Annotated in this window: 17 protein-coding genes and 4 tRNA genes; 2 read left to right on the plus strand and 19 right to left on the minus strand. The window is 47.7% G+C overall.

The window, feature by feature from the left end; translation table 11 throughout:
- Window positions 1-4 precede the first annotated feature (4 nt).
- Window positions 5-1348, plus strand: coding sequence for an acetyl-CoA carboxylase biotin carboxylase subunit (gene accC / locus PPHA_RS13180; RefSeq protein WP_012509308.1), 1344 nt, complete (start codon window positions 5-7; stop codon window positions 1346-1348).
- A 63-nt stretch (window positions 1349-1411) separates the two neighbouring features.
- On the opposite strand, the gene rpoC is transcribed toward accC, so the two are convergent.
- From rpoC to eno, 16 genes are all read right to left on the minus strand, one after another.
- Window positions 1412-5905 carry a DNA-directed RNA polymerase subunit beta' gene (rpoC, locus tag PPHA_RS13185; RefSeq protein WP_012509309.1) on the minus strand — a complete coding sequence of 1498 codons (4494 nt, stop codon included), beginning with the start codon at window positions 5903-5905 and terminating at the stop codon, window positions 1412-1414.
- Window positions 5906-5974: 69 nt separating this feature from the next.
- Window positions 5975-9880: a DNA-directed RNA polymerase subunit beta gene (gene rpoB, locus PPHA_RS13190; protein ID WP_041526912.1), complete on the minus strand. Its 3906-nt coding sequence runs from the start codon at window positions 9878-9880 to the stop codon at window positions 5975-5977.
- Window positions 9881-10098: 218 nt separating this feature from the next.
- A complete protein-coding gene (rplL, locus tag PPHA_RS13195) occupies window positions 10099-10473 on the minus strand; it encodes a 50S ribosomal protein L7/L12 (protein ID WP_012509311.1) in 375 nt (124 codons plus the stop codon).
- Between the two features lie 67 nt (window positions 10474-10540).
- Window positions 10541-11059 (minus strand): 50S ribosomal protein L10, encoded by a 519-nt coding sequence (rplJ, locus tag PPHA_RS13200; RefSeq protein ID WP_012509312.1) that lies wholly within the window; start codon window positions 11057-11059, stop codon window positions 10541-10543.
- Between the two features lie 17 nt (window positions 11060-11076).
- A complete protein-coding gene (gene rplA / locus PPHA_RS13205; protein ID WP_012509313.1) occupies window positions 11077-11766 on the minus strand; it encodes a 50S ribosomal protein L1 in 690 nt (229 codons plus the stop codon).
- Between the two features lie 76 nt (window positions 11767-11842).
- Window positions 11843-12268: a 50S ribosomal protein L11 gene (gene rplK, locus PPHA_RS13210; RefSeq protein ID WP_012509314.1), complete on the minus strand. Its 426-nt coding sequence runs from the start codon at window positions 12266-12268 to the stop codon at window positions 11843-11845.
- A 41-nt stretch (window positions 12269-12309) separates the two neighbouring features.
- A complete protein-coding gene (gene nusG / locus PPHA_RS13215) occupies window positions 12310-12885 on the minus strand; it encodes a transcription termination/antitermination protein NusG (protein ID WP_012509315.1) in 576 nt (191 codons plus the stop codon).
- Window positions 12886-12908: 23 nt separating this feature from the next.
- Window positions 12909-13100 (minus strand): preprotein translocase subunit SecE, encoded by a 192-nt coding sequence (secE, locus tag PPHA_RS13220; protein WP_012509316.1) that lies wholly within the window; start codon window positions 13098-13100, stop codon window positions 12909-12911.
- 45 nt (window positions 13101-13145) lie between these two features.
- Window positions 13146-13218, minus strand: a tRNA-Trp gene (locus PPHA_RS13225).
- Between the two features lie 25 nt (window positions 13219-13243).
- Window positions 13244-13316, minus strand: a tRNA-Thr gene (locus tag PPHA_RS13230).
- A gap of 16 nt (window positions 13317-13332) precedes the next feature.
- Window positions 13333-13414, minus strand: a tRNA-Tyr gene (locus PPHA_RS13235).
- Window positions 13415-13425: 11 nt separating this feature from the next.
- Window positions 13426-13498, minus strand: a tRNA-Thr gene (locus PPHA_RS13240).
- 76 nt (window positions 13499-13574) lie between these two features.
- Complete coding sequence (locus PPHA_RS13245; protein WP_012509317.1) at window positions 13575-14351, minus strand: SDR family NAD(P)-dependent oxidoreductase; 777 nt, start codon at window positions 14349-14351, stop codon at window positions 13575-13577.
- Complete coding sequence (gene ispG, locus PPHA_RS13250) at window positions 14336-16402, minus strand: (E)-4-hydroxy-3-methylbut-2-enyl-diphosphate synthase (protein ID WP_012509318.1); 2067 nt, start codon at window positions 16400-16402, stop codon at window positions 14336-14338. Before ispG ends, PPHA_RS13245 begins: the two co-directional genes overlap by 16 nt.
- 28 nt (window positions 16403-16430) lie before the next feature.
- A complete protein-coding gene (locus PPHA_RS13255) occupies window positions 16431-16730 on the minus strand; it encodes an FtsB family cell division protein (protein ID WP_041526567.1) in 300 nt (99 codons plus the stop codon).
- 111 nt (window positions 16731-16841) lie between these two features.
- Window positions 16842-18155 (minus strand): phosphopyruvate hydratase, encoded by a 1314-nt coding sequence (gene eno, locus PPHA_RS13260; RefSeq protein ID WP_012509320.1) that lies wholly within the window; start codon window positions 18153-18155, stop codon window positions 16842-16844.
- Window positions 18156-18380: 225 nt separating this feature from the next.
- Here eno and PPHA_RS13265 point away from each other — a divergent pair, with 225 nt between their 5' ends.
- Complete coding sequence (locus PPHA_RS13265) at window positions 18381-20456, plus strand: elongation factor G (RefSeq protein ID WP_012509321.1); 2076 nt, start codon at window positions 18381-18383, stop codon at window positions 20454-20456.
- Window positions 20457-20549: 93 nt separating this feature from the next.
- Here PPHA_RS13265 and PPHA_RS13270 read toward each other — a convergent pair whose 3' ends face one another.
- The 3 genes from PPHA_RS13270 to PPHA_RS13280 form a co-directional block, all read right to left on the minus strand.
- On the minus strand, window positions 20550-21293 hold the full coding sequence (locus tag PPHA_RS13270) for a polyprenol monophosphomannose synthase (RefSeq protein WP_223293929.1): 744 nt from the start codon (window positions 21291-21293) through the stop codon (window positions 20550-20552).
- 127 nt (window positions 21294-21420) lie between these two features.
- A complete protein-coding gene (locus tag PPHA_RS13275) occupies window positions 21421-22110 on the minus strand; it encodes an indolepyruvate ferredoxin oxidoreductase subunit alpha (protein ID WP_012509323.1) in 690 nt (229 codons plus the stop codon).
- A 93-nt stretch (window positions 22111-22203) separates the two neighbouring features.
- A complete protein-coding gene (locus PPHA_RS13280) occupies window positions 22204-24399 on the minus strand; it encodes a photosystem I psaA/psaB family protein (protein WP_012509324.1) in 2196 nt (731 codons plus the stop codon).
- Between the last annotated feature and the right edge of the window lie 166 nt (window positions 24400-24565).

Raw genomic sequence — 24565 nt, forward strand, 5'->3', positions numbered from 1 at the left:
AGCCTTGTTCAAGAAAATCCTTGTTGCAAATCGCGGTGAAATTGCCTTGCGTATTATGCAGACCTGCCGCGAAATGGGGATCAGTACCGTTGCTGTATATTCTACAGTTGATGCTGAATCTATCCATGTCAAATACGCCGATGAAGCTGTCTGTATTGGACCAGCTTTGTCAAGAGAGAGTTATCTGAATATTCCCCGCATTATTGCTGCTGCAGAGGTAACCAATGCTGATGCGATTCATCCAGGATATGGATTTCTGGCTGAGAATGCTGATTTCGCTGAAGTGTGCGAATCGGCAAACATCAAGTTTATCGGCCCTACGGCAAAAATGATCAAACAGATGGGTGATAAAAACACCGCGAAAGCAACGATGATTGCTGCCAGTGTTCCCGTGGTCCCCGGAAGTCCCGGACTGGTGACCGATCTGAAGCAGGCCATTGAAACGGCAAAAAAAACGGGTTACCCGGTTATCATCAAACCAACTGCTGGTGGCGGCGGAAAGGGTATGCGGGTAGTCACCGAGGAGAGCCAACTGGATAAGGCTCTGAACACGGCACGCAGCGAAGCCGAGCAGGCTTTTGGCAATAGCGGTGTTTATATTGAGAAATATCTTGAAAACCCTCGCCACGTTGAAATCCAGATCCTCTCCGACCAGCACGGGAACACCATTCATCTGGGGGAACGCGACTGTACGGTGCAGAGAAGACACCAGAAACTTATTGAGGAGACACCTTCCCCTGTTGTTGATGAGGCTCTGAGAAAAAAAATGGGCGATGCAGCAGTAGCCGCCGCCCGTGCGATCAACTATGAAGGAGCTGGCACTATCGAGTTTCTGCTCGACAGGCACCGGGATTTCTACTTCATGGAGATGAATACACGCATCCAGGTTGAGCATCCGGTTACTGAAGAGCGCTACAATGTAGATATCGTCAAGGAGCAGATTCTTGTTGCTGCCGGTGAATCACTCGAGGGCCGCTCCTTTACGCCAAGGGGCCACTCCATTGAGTGTCGCATCAATGCCGAGGATCCGGAACACCTGTTCCGCCCCTCACCAGGACAACTGACCGTTTTCCATACTCCGGGTGGTCATGGTGTCAGGGTTGACTCACATGCCTATGCAAGCTATGTGGTACCATCAAACTACGACTCGATGATAGCAAAGCTTATTGTTACCGCGCACACACGCGACGAAGCCATTGCAAGGATGTCACGCGCACTGGATGAGTTCATTGTTGTGGGGGTAAAAACCACGATCCCGTTCCATAAACAGGTCATGCACTCTCCTGTTTTTCAAAGCGGTGATTTTGATACCGGGTTTCTTGAAACCTTCCGGTTTGAAAAGAAGTAACAAAAAAAAGGGAGACCGCCGAGTCTCCCTTTTTTTTTGCTTCATCTCTCCTGACAGAAAGGGTTATCGCTCATTGGCGAAACCTTCCCTGGTTGCAGGCTCTTCAACCACCCGTTCGGTTGCGTTACTCTCCTGACCTTCACCCGTCAGTTTTATAGCTTTATACCTCTTCAGTCCCGTACCGGCAGGGATCAGCTTGCCGACAATGACGTTTTCTTTCAGTCCTGCCAGATAGTCAACCTTTCCTGCAACAGCCGCGTCGGTCAAGACCTTGGTGGTCTCCTGGAACGATGCTGCGGAAATGACACTCTCTGTCTGAAGAGCTGCGCTTGTTATGCCAAGGAGTACCGGATGCGATGTTGCCTGAAGGGCTGGTTCAAACGCAATCATGTTTTTGCTGTTCTTGCGAAGCTCGCGATTCAGTTTGGTGATGTCACGCACCTTATGGAGCTGACTATCCTGAATCCTTGCAGGAGCATCGCCTTTTTCAGTGATGCGTACCTTTTCGGCTACACTCTGGTTTGACTCAACAAAAGCGCTCCGGTCAATCAGGTCTCCAGGCAGCAGATCGGTATCTCCAGGCTCTTCAACCCGTACTTTCTGAAGCATCTGGCGCACAATAACCTCAAGATGCTTGTCGTTGATCTCCACACCCGCATTGATCTGGTACACTTTCTGAATCTCGTTCACAAGGTACTGCTGGACTGCATTGGGGCCCTGAATACGGAGGATATCCTGTGGTGATACGGCGCCATCCGTCAGCGGATCGCCTGCCTTGACCTCATCACCTTCGTTGGCAAGCACATGCTTTCCAACCTGGACATAGTAGACCTTCTCTTCACCAAAGTCGTTTTTAACCTTGATCTCCTTACTGCTTCTGCGCTGTGAACCGAAACTGACATAGCCGTCAATTTCTGTAACGATTGCAGGATCTGTAGGAATTCGGGCTTCGAACAGCTCGGTAACTTTTGGCAGACCGGCGGTAATATCGCCTCCGACACGGTCGAGGTTTCTTGGTACCTTGGCCATGATGTCGCCAGGCTCAACTTTCTGCCCGTCTTCGACATAAAGATTTGACTTGATTGGAACGGGGTAGGTCTTTCTTACCTCTCCGCTTGCATCAATAATCATCAACCTTGGCTCCCTTGTTTCAGTAGCTCTCAGCTTTGAACGCCAGTTGATGATGGTGTGCTGCGAAAATCCGGTCTGGGGATCAACCTCTTCCTTGTAGGTGATACCTTTTTCAATATCAGCAAACTTGATGATACCCGGAATTTCTGCAATGATCTGTGTGCTGTTGGGCTCACTGCTGAACATCACCTGGTCTTTTTTGACAAGTGAGCCGTTTTTACAGTGCAGATGCGCGCCATGAGGCACAAGATAACGTTTCAGTATCTTTCCGGATTCAGGATCGGCAATATTGATCTTGCCGTTTTTCTGGATAACAATGATCCTCAGATCTGCAACGCCATCCTCATTAATGGCAGTATGCTCAACAGTCTTGATATCCTCAAACTGAATTTGGCCATCATAGAAGGCTTTGGTCTCGGTTTCCGAAATACCACCCTGTGCCGTACCACCCTGGTGGAAGGTACGAAGTGTCAACTGTGTTCCAGGCTCTCCGATCGACTGTGCAGCAATAACACCAACCGCTTCTCCAATTTCAACAAGTTCATGGACCGAAAGGTTTGTTCCATAACATTTTGAACAGATGCCGATTTTGGATTCACAGGTCAGCACTGAACGGATCTCCGCCTCTTCAACACCGGCAGTCTCCTGAATAAGCTCGGCAAGCTCTTCAGTGATAATTTCACCGGAATTTACGATAACATTATTGTTCAGGGTATCGATGATATCGCGGGCAGCGACACGACCCTTGATTTTTTCCCGGAACTTGATCTGGCCGCTGGTCTCTTCCTCAATATTGCGGTGTACATAGAGTCCACGAGTTGTTCCGCAGTCATCAATAGTTACAATGACGTCCTGCGCCACATCATGAAGTCGTCTGGTCAGGTAACCTGCATCAGCCGTCTTCAGTGACGTATCGGAAAGACCTTTCCGCGCACCGTGTGTTGAAATGAAGTACTCAAGAACGGTCAGTCCCTCCTTGAGGTTCGAGATAATCGGGTTTTCAATAATTTCACCCGGCTGTCCCGACATGGATTTCTGAGGACGAGCAATAAGACCTCGCATACCGGTCAACTGACGAACCTGCTCCCTGGAGCCACGGGCTCCGGAATCAAGCATCATATAGAGCGGATTGAAACCATCACGATCTTTTTTCAGCTTCTGGTATGACTCTTCTGCAACGATATTGGAGGTTTTCTGCCAGACGTCAACAATCTGGTTGTAACGTTCATTGTCTGTCAGTGTTCCGCGATTGTACTCCTTGACAACTTTTGTGCTGTCCCGCTGCGCACTCTTGATATGGCGTGCCTTGGTTTCAGGCACAATGGCATCGGACAGACCAACTGAAAGTCCGCCTTTCATCGCATAGTGGAAACCGACCTCCTTGATATTGTCAAGGAATTTGGCTGTTTCAACATTACCAACCTCACTGCTCAGTCGCCCGATCAGCTCCTTTGCAACCTTTTTGTCAATAACACGGTTGATAAAGCCTATTTCTTTTGGCACATTCTGGTTGAAAATCACCCGGCCAACCGTCGTCAGCAAAATGCATTTCTTCTCTATCTGCGCTTTGAGCCAGGCAGACTTTTCTGCCGTCAGATCCGTCATTGTATCAAGGACACGCAGCGAATCGAATTTCTGATCAATCTCGCCATCATACTGGACGAAAATCTGGGCATGAAGACCCACACGCTCTTCGTTATATGCTATAAGAACATCCTGAGGGCTGTAGAATATCTGCCCCTCGCCAAGATCTCTGGAGCGTGACTTTGTCAGGTAGTACATACCGAGTACCATGTCCTGTGAAGGAACCGTAACTGGCTTGCCAGACTGCGGCAAAATCAGATTATGAGACGACAGCATGAGGAGTGATGCTTCAAGCTGCGCTTCCTGCGACAATGGGATGTGTACAGCCATCTGGTCACCATCAAAGTCAGCGTTGAACGCTGTACAGACCAGAGGGTGAATCTGAATGGCCTTGCCTTCAATCAGCAGGGGCTGGAATGCCTGGATACCGAGTCGATGAAGAGTCGGCGCCCTGTTCAGCAGAACCGGCCTGCCGTCAATAACCTTTTCAAGGACGTCCCAGACAATCGGATCTTTTTTATCAATAAGCTTCTTGGCCGATTTGACCGATTTTGCAATACCGCGATCAACAAGACGACGAATCACAAAGGGCTGAAAAAGCTCAATAGCCATACTTTTCGGCAGACCGCACTCATGCAGTTTTAATTCCGGTCCGACAACGATAACCGAACGGCCTGAATAATCGACCCTTTTACCAAGAAGGTTCTGGCGGAATCGACCCTGCTTGCCCTTCAGGGCATCTGAAAGTGATTTCAGCGGCCTGTTTGACTCTCCGGTCTTGACTGCATTGGCTTTGCGAGAGTTATCAAACAGGGCATCAACCGCTTCCTGGAGCATTCTCTTCTCGTTTCGAAGAATAACCTCAGGAGCACGGATATCGATCAGTTTTTTCAGCCGGTTGTTGCGAATAATTACCCGGCGATACAGATCATTCAGATCTGAGGTAGCGAACCGGCCACCTTCAAGGGGAACAAGTGGACGCAGTTCCGGAGGAATGACCGGAACGACTTCCATCACCATATATTCCGGCTTGTTGCCTTCATAGACGTAGGGCTCGGGAAGCTCATCTTCAGGGAAAAGACCCTGAGGCTTTTTCCTGGTTTTTTTGTGCGGCTCATAACTCTTTCTGAAGGCCTCAACAACTTTCAGCCGTTTCAGCGCATCGGCTCTTTTCTGCTCTGAATTGCTCTCTTTGAGCACTTTACGCAGATGTATCGCTGATGCGTCAAGGTCTATGTTCTTGAGAAGCATATGAATGGCTTCGCCACCCATTTTCGCCACAAACTTGTCAGGGTCTGAATCCTCAAGATCCTGATTATCCTCATACTCGGTGATAATCTGGAAATATTGCTCTTCAGTCAGACGATCGAGTTTCTTGATCCCCTGCTTTTCACCAGGTTCACCGGGATTGATGACAACATAGACTTCATAATAGATGATCCTTTCAAGCTCTTTGGTCGAAAGGTCAAGCAGTGCACCGATCTTGCTTGGAACCGAACGGAAAAACCAGGTATGCACCACAGGAACAGCGAGGGCGATATGGCCCATACGCTCCCTGCGGACACTCTTGGTCGTAACCTCTACGCCGCAACGGTCGCAGATAATCCCTTTATAGCGTACACGCTTGTATTTACCGCAATAACACTCCCAATCCTTTGTCGGGCCAAATATTTTTTCGCACATCAAACCGTCACGTTCCGGTTTGAACGTACGGTAGTTTATCGTCTCCGGCTTCAGTACCTCTCCCCGTGAATGAGCAAGAATGCTTTCAGGTGATGCAATACTAAACTTTATTCGTGAAAATTCACCTTTTAAGGGCGATGCTCCCTGTGAAAAAATCATAGTCAATATCCCTTTTTAAACGACTCTTTTGAACGTCCGTTAATGATGTACACGCCAATTAACACATTACTAAGGAACCTTGTCGTCAATACGTATCTCAAGACCTAATCCTTGCAGCTCCCTGACAAGAACATTGAAGGATTCAGGTATTCCTGGCTCTGGCAGGTTCTGTCCTTTAACAATGGCCTCATAGGTTTTGTTCCGCCCTATCACATCATCTGATTTGACCGTCAGCATCTCCCGAAGGATATTGGCCGCGCCATAAGCTTCAAGTGCCCAAACCTCCATTTCACCAAACCTCTGACCACCAAACTGCGCTTTACCACCAAGCGGCTGCTGGGTTATGAGCGAGTATGGGCCAGTGGAACGGGCATGAATCTTGTCATCGACAAGGTGACTGAGTTTGAGCATGTAAATATACCCAATTGTCACTTCGTCATCAAAGCGCTCGCCGGTACGACCATCGAAAAGACTTACTTTTCCATGAGCCGGAAGACCAGCTCTTTCAAGTTCAGCCTGTACTTCCTCATAGGTAGCGCCATTGAAAATCGGTGTCTTGAACTTGACACCAAGCTTCTTTGCTGCCCAGCCGAGCGATGTTTCATAGAGCTGGCCAATATTCATACGGCTCGGCACACCAAGCGGGTTGAGAACAATGTCAACCGGGGTACCATCAGCCATGAAAGGCATATCCTCAATCGAGAGAATTTTACCGACAACACCCTTGTTTCCGTGCCGACCGGCCATCTTGTCGCCGACCTGAATCTTTCTTTTCTGGGCAATGTAGACTTTGGCCAGCTCCTCGATTCCTGGAGGAAGTTCATCGCCAACATTGATTTTATATTTTTCGTTGTCACGCTCATCAGCCAGATCCTTGAGCATGAAACGGAACTCTTTGACAAGGCGTATGACATTGTCATTTACTTTTTTGGAATCGGTCAACCCTTTTGTAAAGTCGATGGACTCGAGGAAAGGCATTGCGCTGAACTTCGCAAGAAGGATTTCATCGTACACCGAACCCTCGGCAATGAGCTGTTTGCCTTTATCATTGTATACACCAACCGAGCTTTTGCCTCCAAGAAGCTGTTTGATCCATTTTGCAAACCGCTTTCGCAAATCATACTCTTTGGAATCAAATCTCTTGTCGACAACCTCAAGCTTTTCCTTTACATCCATACCAACCTTTTTCTTGCGGCTGAAGAGCTTTGTCTTGATAACAATACCCTTCATTCCGGCTGGCACATGCATTGAAGCATCCTTGACATCACTCGATTTATCACCGAAAATCGCCCTGAGCAGCTTCTCTTCCGGTGTTGGATCGCTCTCTCCTTTTGGCGTTATTTTTCCGACAAGAATATCCCGCTCCTTGACTTCCGCACCGATGCGCACAATACCATTCTCGTCAAGGTTTCTGAGCGCTTCATCACTGACATTGTAGATGTCACGGGTAAACTGCTCTTCGCCACGCTTGGTATCCCGGACATTGGCCTCGAATTCATGAATATGGATTGAGGTAAAGACATCGTCATAGACCAGCCTTTCACTGAGAATGATAGCATCTTCAAAATTATAGCCACGCCAGGGCATGAAGGCGACCAGAACGTTTTTTCCAAGTGCCAGTTCACCATTATCGGTCGATGAGCTATCTGCAAGAACGGTTCCTTTTTCGACACGCTGACCAATGTGAACAAGAGGTTTCTGTGAAATACAGGTGTCCTGGTTGGATCGCTTGAACTTGATTAATTTATAGGTTTTCAGCCCTTCATCAGGATCAAGCATCGAGAGGCGAACATCATTGTCAGGATTGAGATCATAACGCACCTGGATATATTCTGCCGTAACATCTTCGAGCACTCCGGCCCCTTCGGCAACAATGACTGAACGGGAATCCCGAGCCACCTTTGCTTCCATACCGGTACCGACAACAGGAGCTTCCGAGGTTAAGAGCGGAACCGCCTGGCGTTGCATGTTTGCACCCATCAGTGCGCGGTTACCGTCATCGTGCTCAAGGAAGGGAATCAGCGCTGCTGCAGCACTAACAATCTGTACGGGAGAGACATCCATATAGTTGACATCCTCAGCCGCAACAACCGGATAATCTCCTTTTGTCCTGGCCTGAACCGTCTCCATGGCAATCTTTCGGTTTTCGTCAAGGGGAACACTGACTGGTACCGTTATCTTGTTTTCTTCATCTTCAGCCGAAAGCATCAGAACGGTATCCGTCACCTGACCTTTATCAACCACACGATAAGGTGTCTGGATAAAACCTTTATCGTTAATCTCGGCATAGACTGAAAGCGAGGAGATCAGACCGATATTGGGACCTTCAGGTGTTTCAATCGGACAGAGCCTGCCATAGTGTGTATAGTGAACGTCACGAACCTCAAAACCTGCCCGCTCTCTGGTAAGACCACCTGGTCCAAGGGCAGAAACCCTTCTCTTGTTGGTCATTTCAGCCAGAGGATTGGTCTGGTCCATGAACTGTGACAACTGGCTTGTTGCAAAGAAACTTGATACAACGCTCGATACGGTACGTGCGTTGATCAGGTCTGCAGGAGCTATTTTATCCGAGTCTCTGGAGTTGAGCTTCTCGCGAACATTTTTTCCCATCCTGGCCAGTCCAATAACAAACTGGGCTGCAAGCTGTTCTCCGACCGAACGCACGCGGCGGTTTGCCAGATGATCGACATCGTCAACATCGGCAAGACCGTTGACCAGCTTGATGAGATAATAGATGACTGAAATGATATCATAATGCGTCAGCACCAGAATATCCTCACCTGTCGGCTCATCAGAGAACGATTGTATCGTCTGGAGAATTTTCTCGTAAATGGTATCCGACAACTGCTTCAACTCAGGCTTTTCAGCGAGATAGGCAGTCAGATCATCAAATTCTTTAGCGAGCTTTTTCTTGATCCTGTAACGGCCAACCTCTCCGAGATCATATTTTTTCTGATTAAAGAAAGTTCTCTCCAGAAAACTCCTTGCAGCATCAATATCGGGAGCTTCATTGGCCCTCAACTCTTCATAGACAATCTCAAGCGCCTCTTCTTCGGTCGCTGAATTGTCATTGAGAATGGTATTGATGATGATCGATTTGTCTACGCCCTTGTCGCCGCCTGCAAAGGTCTTCATCACCTTGACACTTTTATAGCCGGCAGCAAGAATCTGCTCAAAAATATCCTCCGTTATCGCTGTCCTCGCACTCACCACCTCTCCGGTCTGCATGTCAACAATGTCGGAAGCAAGATACTGCCCGACAAGCTGCTCTTTTTTGCTTGACTTCAGAGGAAGCTCTTCAACAAGATCAAAGAGTCCGAGAATATCTTCGTCTCTGGCAAAACCTATGGCACGCAAAAGCGCACTGACGAGAAAGTTTTTTTTCTGGTCGATATAGACAAATATCTGATTATTGATATCGGTCTGAAACTCAATCCATGAACCTCTGGTCGGTACAATTTTTGCCGAATACATTTTCTTGCCATTCGGATGGACTGCCTCACTGAAAACAACACCGGGCGAGCGGTGAAGCTGAGCGACCACAACACGTTCAGCGCCGTTGACAATAAAGGTGCCGCGGTTGGTCATGTAAGGAATCCTGCCAAGGTAAACCTCCTGCTGTATGGTCTCCTTCCAGTCTGTCTCATCAGCCTCATCTTTATAGGAGAGTTTTAGCTTGACTTTAAGGGAGACATCGTAGGTCAGGCCGCGCTCAATACAATCCTCTATGGTATACTTTGGTTTATCAAAGCTGTATGAAATATACTCAAGCAGGTAGAGACCCCGGGTATCAGTAATGGGGAATGCTCCGCGAAGCACCCTCTCAAGACCCTGATCTTTTCTTTTGGCGAGAGGTACGCTATCCTGTATAAAATTATGGAATGAATCTAACTGGACTTTTAAGAGGTCGGGGGGCTCTATAATACTTTGGATTTTTGAAAAGTCAATACAGGGTGTTGTTGTTGCATCAGCCACTTTCACATGCACCTCACTTTTATCAATTGCATGAATTACTAACAGATTAAGTCATCACAAATATCCATAAAAACATAACCGGACTACAGATAACAATCGGCTTAACCTTAATCGTATCATCACGGGAACTACCTCACAATACTGTTCTTATACAAACAGACAAAGCTCCGTCTCATATCGAAACGGAGCTTGGCTTTAGTAATGACTCTTTTCAAAGATCATTTAACCTCTACTGATGCACCTGCGTCCTTCAGCTCTTTGGCAATCTTTTCTGCTTCATCCTTGGAAATTGCTTCTTTAACCGTCTTCGGAGCGCCATCGACAAGATCCTTTGCCTCTTTCAGACCAAGACCTGTAATAGCACGAACTGCCTTGATCACATTGATTTTGCTTTCGCCTGCGGCTGTCAGCACAACGTCAAACTCGGTCTGTTCTTCCACAACTGGCGCATCACCTGCGGCTGCGGCTGCCACTCCGGCAACTGCAACAGGGGCAGCACTGACGCCAAACTTCTCTTCAAGAGCCTTCACCAACTCTGAAGCTTCTGTAAGAGTCAACTTACCAATTTCCTCTACAAGTGTTTCGATAGACATTATTCCCCTCTCTTGTTTAATTTAAAATGTATAATAATTTCTTGAGTGCGTAATAGTATTGTGTAATTTATTGCTTCTGCTTGGCGATCTGATCGAGAGCACAGACCAGGTTTCTCATAACCGCATTGACCACCATCGGAACAGAACTGACCACACCGTTGATCAGACCAGCAGCACGACCAATATTTTCCGTCTTGGTAAGCATCTCGGAAAGAAGCGGGAGCTGATCAGGACCAAAAACAACACCATCAATCGACGCCATCTTGAACTTCAGCGCATCATTGGTTTTGCTGAACTTCCTGATAACCTTTGCCGGAGCAACGGGATCATCAAATCCAAATGCAACTGCTGTTGTACTTTTGAGACCCGGAGCCAGCTTGTCTGCACCAGCAAGGTCTTTCAATGCCTGTTTGATCAGGGTGTTTTTAACAACGCGATACTCAACGCCGACCTTGCGGAACTCACGGCGAAGCTCAGACATTTTTGCGACGCTCAACCCCTGAAATTCCGTCAGATATATACCCTGTGACCTGTTGATCTTTTCAGCTACTTCCTGAACGATCTCCTCTTTTCTATCTCGCTTCATCGTATAAACCGTTTTTATTAGGCGACAAATTTTTCCATTTTAACCTTCACGCTCGGGGACATCGTGCTTGAAAGCGCAATTCCCTGCACATACTGACCCTTGGCTGCTGATGGCTTGAGACGAACAACCTCCTTGAGGAAGCTGGTAATATTGGCAACCAACTGATCAGGCTGAAACGAAACCTTGCCGACAGGGGCATGTACATTTCCGGCTTTATCTACTCTGAACTCGATTTTACCGGCCTTGACCTCTTTGACAGCCTTGGCCACATCCATCGTCACGGTTCCCGACTTCGGGTTTGGCATTAAACCGCGAGGTCCAAGAATCTTGGCAACTTTACCAAGTTGTCCCATAACATCAGGAGTCGCTATAATAACATCAACACCGGTCCATCCTTCCTGAATCTTCTCGATATACTCCTCAAAACCTACCATGTCTGCTCCTGCAGCACGAGCTTCTTCAGCTTTTGCCTCTTTGCAGACGACCAGCACAGAAACCGTTTTACCGGTACCATGCGGCAACATCACCGTGCCACGAACTACCTGATCAGCATGTCGAGGATCAACACCAAGCTTTACGGCAATATCAACTGTCGCATCAAATTTAACTTCGGTAATTTCCCTCACCTTCACCACAGCATCCACCAGATCGTACTCATGAAAGCGTTCGATCTTCGATGCGGCATCTCTGTATTTTTTTCCAGCCATTGTTACAATCTTATATAAGTGGTAAAAAAAAGCGGCTTTTCAGCCTCCCACAGCCCAAAACAGAAGAGAACTGTTCTCAGCCCTCAACAACAATTCCCATACTTCTCGCCGTACCCATGATCATCTCTTCAGCCCCTTCGCTGTTGACTGCATTGAGATCCGGCATTTTCAGTTCAGCAATCTTGCGAACCTGGTCACGGGTAACCGTCCCGACCTTATTGCGATTTGGTTCACCTGAACCTTTCTTCAAACTCGCCTCTTTGAGGAGAAGAACGGCTGCAGGAGGGGTCTTGGTAATAAACGTAAAGGACTTGTCAGAGTATACCGTAATAACTACAGGGATAATCATCCCCGCTTCAGACTGGGTTTTCGCATTGAACTGCTTGCAAAACTCCATGATATTGACACCCTTCTGTCCAAGGGCGGGACCGACAGGAGGAGCAGGGTTCGCTGCACCAGCCGGGATCTGAAGCTTGATAAAACCGAGTACCTTTTTTGCCATAAACTATCTCTATTCAGAAGCTTAAATTACTTAAGCAACTATTATTGGGAAACTGACTTAACCTGTGAAAAATCAAGCTCTGTCGGCGTACTGCGACCAAAAAAGCTTATCATGACCTTGACCTTCATCCTTTCGGTGCACACCTCATGAACAACACCGGTCAGTGAACTGAACGGGCCGTCAATCACCTTTACCGAATCACCAATCCTGAAGGGAGCCTCAACAACAGAGCGATGTTCAATAGTGCTCTCCGGCTCAAGTATCTTCTCTACCTCTTCCGGTCTCAACGGGGTAGGGACATCATCTACACCAAGAAAACCCATAACAGAGGGTATATCAAGGATCAAATTCCTCGTCTGCTTGTCAAGTACTGCCTCAATAAGGACATAACCAGGAAAAGCATTTTTTGTCAAACTTCTTTTTTTGCCGTTTTTTACCTCGACAAAACGCTCATAAGGGACATAAATCTGTAATATCTTGTCGGCAAGGCCACAGCGAATCACATCCGCATCAATAGCCTCCTTAACCTTGCGCTCATGGCCTGAATAAATCCTGAGCGCATACCAGCGGGCAACCGGAACACCCTGATCTTCAACGTCCTTTTTTCTTGCGCTCATCAATTCAACCTTAACACTTTTTCTTACAATAACTTTCCCATAACGAAATTTATAACCCAATCGACAAGAAATGTAAACAATGCAAGAATACCCGAAACCGTCAACACTACTATCGTCAAATCCTTGATCTCTTCCTTGCTCGGCCAGATAACCTTCCGCATCTCACTGATTACATCACGATAATACTGACCTGCCTTGCCGATATATTTATTCATGAATACAAGTGCAAAATAAACTACAGTGAAAATTTTTTCTGCGTGCACGTCAGGAGGGAATCGAACCCCCAACCTGCGGTTTTGGAGACCGCTGCTCTACCAATTAAGCTACTGACGTATACTATCAATACCCCAAAAACCGGAGCTGATGATCGGATTCGAACCGATGACCTCTTCCTTACCAAGGAAGTGCTCTACCGACTGAGCTACATCAGCCTGACAAGATAAACTGTGGGTAGGGGAGGATTCGAACCTCCGAAGACAGAGTCGACAGATTTACAGTCTGTTGCGTTTAACCACTTCGCTACCTACCCATTTCATTCAGAGCTGGTGATGGGACTCGAACCCGCAACCTGCTGATTACAAATCAGCTGCTCTACCAATTGAGCTACACCAGCAGCTCTCTCACTCAAAAAACAGGGCTGGTAATATAGTGACTGATTATGGATATACAAAGAAAAAAGAAATAATTTATCAACAATCCTTTACTGCTGCAATAAAACCGGCAATGCGTATAACAATTTTCCTCGAAACCGCTCTTTGTGAAAAGACCAGAACCGTATCAATCAGGGTGGGAAATACCCGTACCCTGTTTTTTTTCAGACCTTTGATTGCTGCTTTAACAACCACGCCAGTCCCATACACCGGAAGACGGAGGTTTGCTCTGTTATGACCTGCATGTTCAAAAAAGTCTGTGTTGATGAAACCGGGACAGACCGCAACCACTTTTACCCCCGTTCCTTTCAGCTCTCCGTGAAGCGCTTCGCTGAGCGTTAAAACAAATGCTTTTGTGGCCGAATAGAGACCAAGGCCAGGAACTCCCTGAAGAGCACCAAGAGAGGCGACATTAATAATGCTCCCGACTCTTTTTGTGACCATATCCGGCAAAAAAAGACGCGTAAGACGGGCCATTGCCATCATATTGACCATCATCATCTCTTCGAGCTTTCCAAACGGAATCTCCTGAAAATCGCCAGCATACGATAACCCTGCGCAATTAACAAGAAGATCAACCCCGATATGCTGCCTCCGACAGCATGCATAAATCCGGGCCGGGCTTTCGGCATCACTCAGATCTTCAACACAAACCGTCACTGCAACCCCACTTTCCCGCCGAAGCTCCTCTGCCAGAGTCTGCAAGAGAGCATGCGAGCGGGCAACCAGTACAAGATTATGACCTTGACGGGCATACTCCCGGGCAAAGGCTGCACCAATACCCATGGATGCTCCTGTTATCAAGGCATGCTGCATGGCGGATCAACCCATTTCCCACGCTCTCTGATAAGATCGATGAGCCGGTCAACGGCATCAAGTTCCGAAATATTTTCCTCAACACACTCCTTTCCAACATAGAGGCTGATGCGATTTTTTCCGGCGCCAACATAACCAAAATCGGCATCGGCCATCTCACCAGGACCGTTGACGATACAGCCCATGATGCCAATCTTCAGCCCTTTGAGATGAACCGTTCTCTGTTTAATGGCTGCTGTAGCCTTTTCCAGTTCGAAATAGGTTCTGCCACAGCCTGGACAGGAGATAAATTCCGTTTTTGACATTCTGACTCTTGCGCCCTGAAGTATGTTGAATGCCAGTTGCACCTCATCATCCCAGGAGAGGCTGGTATGAAACGCGAGCATGTCTCCAATACCATCACAAAATAGAGTTCCTGCCTGTACTGAACTGTCGATCAACGTTTCAAGTCGGTCAGAAGACTCTTTTTTGAAGCGAACGATGAGAGGATAATCGAGAGCGTAACGGTTAAATACCTCCACAAGACGACGATACACAAAAACAGAATCGGTTGAGAGAATCGAAAAAATGAGTCGCTGCACACCCTGGCTGCGAATCTTTTTTGCGAAATGGGCAAGCACCTCTGCAGGCGCTCTGTTCCCTGCCGTTTCATGGATAAAGCAGAGTTCAACGACTGCCTGGCACTCATGATCAAAAAGATGTAAAAAATCTTCTCCAAGCCGCTCCCCTTCAACGATATCAAACCTGACTTTTGAGACTTTATCGAGCAATTGGGCAAAAATGGCCAGATCATTTGTCGAGGCAACCAAAAAGGGGGCATAATCGCCAAGCTTGCCGATCAGTCGATCAAGTGACTCAAGATCAGCCTTGTCGTTGACGCGAACAGAAACAAACTCGGAGCGAATAGCATCCTGAGGCTTTTCTGGTGCAAGCCTTTGCATGACCTCTTCAAAAACGGCCTGACTCTCTGAAAGTGGAGCCACTGCTTCCGTTTCAACTCTCGGCAGATTGTCACCACCTATGGCCATGCCACCCAGCAGAGTCTGACGAGACTCCCGGCGCTGATAGCTGAATGGATTGAAAGGAAGAGGTTCCTGAGAATCGAGCGCTGGCTGGTATGCCTTCCTGTTTTGACTTTCAAGAACATGTTTCAGAGGAAGAGAGCCTTTATCCCCTTTTACCAGATGGAAGTCGTTATACTTTTTGACCAGAGCAAAACCAACAGGAACCTCGTTGACAGGATCCTCAGTCAAAGAGACCCTTATGGTATCACCAAGACCATCCTCAAGAAGCGCTCCGATGCCCATCGCCGATTTAACACGTCCCTCATCGCCATCGCCAGCCTCGGTTACCCCAAGATGGAGCGGATAGGCATAGCGAAGCTCGGCATCTGCTTTTTCGACAAGCAGGCGATAAGCCTGGATCATGACGCGGACATTGGACGATTTCATGGAAAAAAGGATATCGAAATAGCCCATCTCTTCACTGATACGGGCAAATTCAAGAGCAGCTTCAACCATACCTTCCGCCGAATTGCCGTAGCGACTGACTACGCGGTCGGACAAAGAACCATGATTGGTGCCAATTCTCATGGAAACACCGAGTTGACGCGCTTTCTCAACCAGAGGAGCAAATTCAAGCCGAACATGATCAAGCTCTTTCAGATACTCCTCTTCCGAATAATCACTGTTTAAAAACTTCTGGCTGGTGGCATAATTGCCAGGATTGATGCGGATGTTTTCAACAAATTCAACCGCCTTGAGCGCTGCACGCACGGAAAAATGGATGTCAGCGACAAGCGGGGTATCAATTCCATCCCGACGGAGCTGATCTCTGATATTCCGTAAATTTTCAGCGTCTCTCTCGGTAGGAACGGTGAGACGGATAATTTCGCAACCGGCATCATACAACCTTCTGCACTGCTCAACGGTTGCTGCAGTATCCAGTGTATGGGTATTGGTCATGGACTCTACCCGTATTGGCTGGTAGCCCCCCAATGCTCTATTTCCAAAAACTACTTCACGAGTTAATCGACGACGATACTGATACATGGGAATAGGAGAACGATTAGACAAAAAATTACTGCGCCCTGATGATAAACAGGGTTTCACCAGGTTTTCGGAAATTATATCTTTCCCTTGCCGCCTTCTCTATGCTATCGGGTTTCATGGCGTAGGTGATTCGCAGTTCATTATCAATAATTTTCTTCTGCTCGACCTTCAGGCGATCAAGAAGCGCGCGGTGCTCAGCCTCCATACGGATCCGTTTCATGATACCATAATCATCAAACAGCATCCAGAAGACAAACATGGCCAACAACACCCTGAAAAATAAATTTTTGGGGTTGAAGCGAACATATTCCCAGATTCTCTTGCCCATCTTTTCCACGATACCAAAACGCTTAAGTTTGCCATGCACTGCCGGGAGTCACAAAGGCGGGAGAAACGCAAAGGGAACCCATTTTGTGACGGATTCCCTGTGCGGAGTTCTTTATACCCGGAAAGCCTTTCTTCCGGGGTAGCGAGCCTGATCACCAAGCTCCTCTTCAATGCGAAGCAGTTCATTATACTTTGCCATACGGTCGGAACGCGACAGACTGCCGGTCTTGATCTGACCAGCATTTGTTGCCACAGCAATCTGGGCAATCGTGCTATCCTCGGTTTCACCGCTGCGATGGCTGATAACTGAAGTGTATCCGTTTCTTTTTGCAAGATCAATTGCATCGAGCGTTTCAGTCAACGTGCCGATCTGGTTGACTTTGACAAGTATGGAGTTGGCAACACCCCGCTCAATGCCTTCTGCAAGTCTTTTACTGTTGGTTACAAAGAGATCATCACCAACAAGCTGTACGCGCGAACCGATTTTCTCGGTCAGCACTTTCCATCCTTCCCAGTCATCTTCGGCCATACCATCCTCGATTGAAATAATCGGATAGTCACTGGCCCATTTTTCCCAGTATTCGGCCATCTCAAGAGAGGTCAGCTCGCGTTTCGATGATTTTTTGAACACATAGCGTTTTTTGGCAGAATCATAGAACTCGGAGCTTGCAGGATCAAGGGCAATCATGACCTGCGCATCACCCAAACCACCTTTATCCGTCGGTGAACCAACCTTGTAACCAGCTTTGCCAATGGCCTCGATTACCAGTTCAATTGCCTCTTCGTTTGAGCTTAAATTCGGAGCAAAACCACCCTCATCACCAACAGCCGTGCTCAACCCTTTGCTTTTCAGAAGAGCCTTGAGTGCATGAAATATTTCAGCCCCACAGCGAAGAGCATCAGAGAAGGTGTCAAATCCGGCAGGCATGATCATGAATTCCTGAAAATCAACGGTGTTGTCCGCATGGGCTCCGCCATTAAGAACATTCATCATCGGAACCGGAAGCGTGCTGGCCATGGTGCCGCCGATATAGCGGTAGAGCGGAAGGCCGGAATATTCAGCACCTGCTTTTGCACAAGCCATCGAAACACCAAGAAGCGCATTGGCGCCAAGCTTCGATTTGTTCGGTGTTCCATCAAGATCAAGCAACGCCTGATCGATCTCTTCCTGCTCCGTAACCAGCATCCCGGTCAGAGCATCATTAATGACCGTATTGACATTCTCGACAGCCTTGAGCACGCCTTTGCCAAGATAGACGGCTGCATCACCATCCCTCAGTTCCACAGCTTCATGAACACCTGTCGAGGCTCCGCTGGGTACAGCCGCACGCCCGAATGAACTTTCCGTATAGACATCGACTTCGACCGTTGGATTTCCCCTTGAATCAAGGATCTGACGTGCAAGAATCTGAGTGATAATAGGCATAACAAAATATTTTTTATGGTTGTTACCTGCTTTATATACACAAGAAGGCCTGGCAAGCAATTTGCCGCTGTACATAATCGAAAATATATCTTTTTTTCCCGACCATTTCCTTGTCCCTGCAACAGCAAATCAGACTTTTTTTTGTTTATTATTTATCGAGCTGCTTTTTCAAAACAGACGCTGCCGCTTACTATTTCGTTATCAGTCAAAAAAAGGAGTCCTGCTATGCAAGCCGTACAACCGGATCAATTGCGAAACATTGTCATTACAGGCCATGCCGGAAGCGGCAAGACCATCCTCGCTGAATCACTTGCCCTGACGATGGGTGTCATAAACCGCCTTGGCACGATTGATGAAGGAAACACCCTTTCCGACTACTCTCTTGATGAGATCCAAAGAAAACACAGCCTCAACACCAGCCTTATCAATGGGTTCTGGAATGACTGTAAAATCAATATTATCGACACTCCCGGCCTGCTCGACTTTCACGGAGATGTCAAATCTGCAATGCGGGTGGCTGATACCGTCTTCATTACCGTCAATACCGCATCAGGTGTTGAGGTCGGCACGGACACCATCTGGGAGTATACCAAAGAGTACTACAAGCCGACCCTCTTTATTCTGACCAAGCTCGATGCCGACCGAACCAACTTCAACACCACCATACAGGGACTCCAGGATCATTTCGGTCATCTTGTTACCCCGATACAGTTTCCCGCCGATGAGGGCCTTGGGCACCATACCCTTATTGATGTTTTGCTGATGAAACAGCTTGAGTTCAATCCTGACAAAACCGGAGGTATGACCATCTCCGACATTCCGGAGCACCATCTCAAGCGTGCGGAAGAGCTCCACCAGCAACTGGTCGAGACCATTGCCGAGACTGATGAAGCGCTTATGGATCGCTTTTTCGAGATTGGAACGCTGACGGAGGATGAGCTGAGGACAGGAATCAAATCGGCGCTGGTTACCAGAACATTTTTCCCGGTTTTCTGTACATCGCCACTTCACCTGATCGGATCAGAGAGGTTGCTGAATGTCATTGTCAATCTCTGTCCCTCTCCCATTGAGCGCGGTCCGGAACATGCGATCTGCACGATTGATGAAACCAAAAGCCTTATTCAACCCAACCCGGATGGACCGACAATTGCTTTTATTTTTAAAACAATGTCTGAACCCCGAGTCGGTGAGATTTCCTATCTCAGAGTCTATTCCGGCCACATTGAGACCGGCCATGAGCTGATTGATGTCCAGACTGAACAGCTTGAAAAACTGGGCCAGGTCTATACCATTCTCGGTCAGAAAAAAAGCCCCGTGGACAAGCTCCTTGCCGGAGATATTGGTATGGTTGTGAAGCTGAAAGATGCACATACAAATGATACTCTGGCAGACAAAGGAACCAGTTGCCGGATAAGCCCTATCATTTTTCCGCTACCCGTGCTGGCGACAGCTATTATTCCCATCACCCAGGGTGATGAAGAAAAAATTTCTGCCGGCCTGCATCACTTGCACGAAGAAGATCCAAGTTTTGCCATAGAGCATGATGTTGAGTTCAACCAGACCATCCTGAAAACCCTTGGCGAAACGCATCTTGATACCATTATCACCCGACTTCAGGCAAAGTTCAATGTAAAGGTTGATATAGCTCCCATCAAAATCCCTTACCGTGAAACGATCCGAGTAGCGGCATCTGCCCAGGGCAAGTATAAAAAACAGTCCGGTGGGAAAGGACAGTATGGCGATGTATGGGTAAAGCTTGAACCTCTCGCAAGAGACACCGGATTTGAGTTCGCAAGCGAGGTTGTAGGAGGCGTTGTTCCAACAAGGTATCTGCCCGCAGTAGAAAAGGGACTTCGAGAGGCCATTACAAACGGTATTCTCGCTGGGTATCCCGTTATCGATCTCAAAGCAATTGCCTACGATGGGTCATTCCACCCGGTCGACAGCTCGGAATTTGCCTTTAAAATCGCGGCAAGCATGGCATTCAAAAATGCATTCGAACATGCAAAACCCTTTCTGCTTGAACCTGTTTTTGCTTTGCATGTCTATGCTCCGGAACAGTATACCGGAGAAATCGTGGGTGATATTTCAAGCAAGCGGGGTAAAATTCTTGGAATGGACTCTGACGTAAGGCTGCAGATCATCCATGCACTCATACCCCAGTCCTCGCTGACGACCTTCCATCATGCCTTGACACGACTGACCCAAAGCCGGGCACGATACTCTTATAATTTCAGCCATTACGAAGAAGCGCCCCCGGATGTTGCCCAGCAGCTCATTGCTGAACATAATAAACCATAAGGCGACGACGAAGATTGAAAAGCCCTGCGCATCATCGCGGGGCTTTTTTTTTGTGACCGGCAAACCCGATTTAGCCAACATCGAAGGTTGCTCCTACAGGAGACCAATAATTGACTTTATTTTAAGCCACCACACAATCCAGATCGCCTCACGAATATTCTGCCTGGTCATTTTTGACTTCCCCACTGTCCGATCAACAAAAACAATTGGAATCTCCTTAATAGCAAACCCCTTTTTCCACACTCTGAAATTCATCTCAATCTGAAATGAATAGCCCTGTGAGTTGATCTTCTCAAGGTCAAGTGATCGCAATACTTCTGCGCTGAAACATTTATAACCGCTCGTTGGATCAGCCACTGGCATTCCGGTTACCAGACGGGTATAGAGGCTTGCCATTTTTGAAAGAATTAACCTGCCAAGCGGCCAATTGACAACATTAACCGTATTGTTCAGATAACGCGACCCGATCACCAGATGCGCATCGCTCATGGCATCAAAAAAGCGCTGAAGCACTGCCGGATCATGCGAAAAATCAGCGTCCATCTCTGCAATGTAGCGGTACCCCTTTTGAAGACCGTAGAGGAAACCGGTAATATATGCCGTACCAAGACCCATCTTTCGCGGCCGTGTAATCAGGTGGATTCCGTCCATCACAAGCTGCATGGAGCGCACAAGGTCAGCCGTTCCGTCAGGAGAGTTATCATCAATGACAAGAATATCTACCGCAGTGGGATAGAGTTTTCTCAACTCACCGAGCAAGCGGCCAATATTATCAGCTTCGTTGAAGGTTGGAATAATGACAAGGGCCGGGTGCGCATGCAGGGTTTCATTACCCATGGAGAGGATCTGCTTTTTCGAATTACCGTTGTTTTGTTCCAACATGAGCGTTAAGGATCTTCAAAAAAAAAGCATTGCCTCCGAAAAAGCAATGCTTTGGTGAAACTCTTGACAGAAAAAGATTTCCTTACCGCGCTTCGCGGTGAAATCTGTGCAGAAAGCGTAAATCGAAATCCAGTCTTTCGGGTGGAGTATAGGTAAAATCAAGCACTTCACCGTCAGGAAGAACTTCAAGCAAGGCCCCTGAGGGGCACTCATCGGTGGAGAAACAGGCCGAGCAGGAAATACAGGCATCCTGATCGATATAACACCTGAATCCGCCTTCCTGAACATCCCCATAGAACTTGTAGCCAATGGCCTGCACTTTCGGCGGACACTTGTCGAGGCAGAGACCACAGCCCACACAAAGATTTTCAAGAATAAAGTAATGCTTTTTCACTCTCGGTGCAGCCTTTTTCAATACAGGCTGAGGAGCAGCTTCTCCAGGCGCCGCTTTCGCCGCTGGAGCACCCTTGGCTGCCGGAGCTGCCGGTTTGGCACCTGCTGCAGGTTTCGCGCCTGGTGCAGGCTTGGCCCCCGGAGCCGGTTTTGCTGCTGCTTTCTTGACGGGAAAAGCTGACTCCTGAGGAAGCCCGCTTCTTCCAAGATTGACATTTAGCGACTCCATCCTGAGCTTGCCATTCTGCTTTGCAGGAAGCTCACTCGGTTTTGCCTTTGCCGGTTTAGCAGCGGCCGGTGCTGAAGCTTTTGGTGCAGCAGGCTTGGCTTTTGCGACAGGTGGTGATGATATATCTGGCTTTTGTACAGGATCGGCCATAAAAACCCTCCTCTTTAATTACGTGATAAACTTTAAACGCAAAAAGATCATTGCCGGAGAGCCGTCAACGGCTCTCCGGCAATGATAACGAAATCAAGCAATCAGCTTCATCAGATAGTCAACAACCTGTGTCAGCATAACCTGACCTGATACCGACGCATCACCAACCTGTGGTGGCAAAGGAGAATCAGTCTGATAAAACCCGTTTCCGATGAAAAGGAAGACCAGCATGAATACACCGCTGAAGTAGAGGAATGTACCTGCCATCTTCGAATCGGAAATCGTCAGTACAGGGAAACGGAACGTAACATCCCTGTTGAGGAACTTCTTGCCAAGCCAGCGGATGGTTCTTGTCTGAATGTCAGCACCTTCAAGACGGGATCCACGATCTTCAAACCAGACAGCAAAGCTGATAAACCAGACAAGGTGGCCAATCATCAGAATGGTTGAAAGATGCGAGCTTGAGAAAATCGTCACCGTCTCTGTCCAGAAATAGTAGAAGATACCAGACGTATAGTGGTGCTGCAAACCAGCAACAGAATCCCATGCCTTTGCATCGGCAGCAGGAACACCATACATCATGGAAGCAATCCATGCACCATCGATATACCAGCAGACTGCAGAAAGACCCTTGATTCCCCAGAGCATGGCAAACCAGAGCTGATCCTGAATCGAGACACCGCAGGTACCACCATAAACAGGGCCGAGGCAAGGGAAGGAGTAGGAATTCTTCTTGAGTCCAAGATCATCCCAGAGTGGTGAGGTATGCGCAAAGAAAGCAATACGGACAAGAGCAATCAGAGAGAAAAGTGAACCGGCAACAATAACGTGAACCATAACCCAGTCATTGATACTCGGATCGGTGAACATCCACTGGAACATCGGAAGTGGTTTCAGCCAGTAGAATGACATCAGAATGTTCGTACCAAAAATATTCAGCTCACAGATGGTATTCCATACGATAACAGCATAGACGGAGAGCATGGTAGCAAAGCAGAGCGCCATGACTGAACCGAGAATCTTGACCTGGACTTCCTGATCACGTCCCTTGGTAATGAAAATGGACTTGATCTGGCTGTAAAGACCGTTAAGCTGAATTTTGAGGAGATACTGGCCACCATGATAAACACCTGCAAAAACATACAGAACACCACAGATGATATGGTTAAAGACAATAAGGTTGATCACTGTCCTTGCCATGCCAAACGAGGCGCCGTTCTTTGGAAGAATTGCAAATGCCTCAAAATCGGCAAACTCTTTTGAACCAGAGATAATGCGTCCACCTTCCTGGACAAAATTATAACTGACGCGGTTGAAAGGTTCACCGTAAAGATAAAAGACCAGTTTATCGAGTTCCTTGTAATAGGCAGCAAACGATGGCTGCTGGAACGCAACAAAAGCAATACAGCCAAGAGCAATATTGATATAGCCAATCGCTGTCAGGTGGACAGAGAAAGCGGCTTTCATATCGTCATTCAGGTGAGTGGCTGCATTCGGAGGGTTGTTCCACCAGTAAATACCCATGGCAAAGAAAATAACAGCGAAGACAAACGACATGAATGTCTCGGAGTAGATCGTCTGGAAATCAGGAATCGGTGCAAAACCGAGCACAAGCCACATGACGAGACCCCAGCCAAGAAAAAGCAGCGACATATAGATAGCATGTGGTCCAAGCGCATCCTTGTAACTCTTTGCACTTGTTCCGCTGAATACGACATCGCCGAACTTGCCAAGAAACCTGAAGTCACGGAAATTGCCGGTTCGTCCGGTAAAGGGGTTGGTAAGATTGTGTGTCCAGTGACGCCATCCTCCAAAAAGAAGAATTGAACCGGAAAGCACATGAAACAACGCCCATCCGAGAAGCTTCGTCGCCGCAAACTCAAGATCCTCTGTTTTCGTACTGTAAGTGTCAATACCAAGAGAGACCATTCTTGGCTTGATGGTCAGATAAAACCAGTTGTCATGAAAGCCTGGTGTTCCCCAGGGAAACACCTGAATGCCAGAGATGTAGTAGATCGCCATCAGAAAGCCGAGCACACCAAGCAAGGCAAGATGACCGCCCACTACCTGCTCGTCATCAACTTTGTCAGTATCAAAAATCTGATACCACTTCGTTGATCGGGTTTCCGTTCGCTGGAACAGAAATCTTCTCATTTTGGCAGCATCCTGCTCCTTGATAACAGAGGGGGCACCCGAGGCGCCGTTTCCCTTGGGAGAAGGAGCGTTCCCCTTGGGTGGTGGGACAGTGCCCTTTGGCTTTACTCCTACCGGATTCACTTGTTCAGCCATTGTATTCTCTCCTTTTTTTGGACATAATTCAGGTTGAAGAAACCGAAAAGAAAACTGTTGCGCTCTAACTTGATATACAATAAGGCGGTAGCACCTTGACTGTAAAATACTGCGCGTGAACCTGTAAGCTTATTCCGTGGATCAAAACACACTCCACACGACCACC

Origin of the sequence: Pelodictyon phaeoclathratiforme BU-1 (genome assembly GCF_000020645.1) — a bacterium.
Taxonomy (GTDB): Bacteria; Bacteroidota; Chlorobiia; order Chlorobiales; family Chlorobiaceae; genus Chlorobium; species Chlorobium phaeoclathratiforme.

Excerpts from the sequence above, each read along its gene's own strand:
- ispG (WP_012509318.1), bottom strand. The coding sequence starts at position 16,402 with ATGTATCAGTATCGTCGTCGATTAACTCGTGAAGTAGTTTTTGGAAAT.
- rpoC (WP_012509309.1), bottom strand. The coding sequence starts at position 5,905 with ATGATTTTTTCACAGGGAGCATCGCCCTTAAAAGGTGAATTTTCACGA.
- eno (WP_012509320.1), bottom strand. The coding sequence starts at position 18,155 with ATGCCTATTATCACTCAGATTCTTGCACGTCAGATCCTTGATTCAAGG.
- rplA (WP_012509313.1), bottom strand. The coding sequence starts at position 11,766 with ATGGCTGGAAAAAAATACAGAGATGCCGCATCGAAGATCGAACGCTTT.
- PPHA_RS13255 (WP_041526567.1), bottom strand. The coding sequence starts at position 16,730 with ATGGGCAAGAGAATCTGGGAATATGTTCGCTTCAACCCCAAAAATTTA.
- rplJ (WP_012509312.1), bottom strand. The coding sequence starts at position 11,059 with ATGAAGCGAGATAGAAAAGAGGAGATCGTTCAGGAAGTAGCTGAAAAG.
- nusG (WP_012509315.1), bottom strand. The coding sequence starts at position 12,885 with ATGAGCGCAAGAAAAAAGGACGTTGAAGATCAGGGTGTTCCGGTTGCC.
- rplL (WP_012509311.1), bottom strand. The coding sequence starts at position 10,473 with ATGTCTATCGAAACACTTGTAGAGGAAATTGGTAAGTTGACTCTTACA.
- PPHA_RS13280 (WP_012509324.1), bottom strand. The coding sequence starts at position 24,399 with ATGGCTGAACAAGTGAATCCGGTAGGAGTAAAGCCAAAGGGCACTGTC.
- PPHA_RS13275 (WP_012509323.1), bottom strand. The coding sequence starts at position 22,110 with ATGGCCGATCCTGTACAAAAGCCAGATATATCATCACCACCTGTCGCA.
- secE (WP_012509316.1), bottom strand. The coding sequence starts at position 13,100 with ATGAATAAATATATCGGCAAGGCAGGTCAGTATTATCGTGATGTAATC.
- PPHA_RS13265 (WP_012509321.1), top strand. The coding sequence starts at position 18,381 with ATGCAAGCCGTACAACCGGATCAATTGCGAAACATTGTCATTACAGGC.
- rplK (WP_012509314.1), bottom strand. The coding sequence starts at position 12,268 with ATGGCAAAAAAGGTACTCGGTTTTATCAAGCTTCAGATCCCGGCTGGT.
- PPHA_RS13270 (WP_223293929.1), bottom strand. The coding sequence starts at position 21,293 with ATGGGTAATGAAACCCTGCATGCGCACCCGGCCCTTGTCATTATTCCA.
- PPHA_RS13245 (WP_012509317.1), bottom strand. The coding sequence starts at position 14,351 with ATGCAGCATGCCTTGATAACAGGAGCATCCATGGGTATTGGTGCAGCC.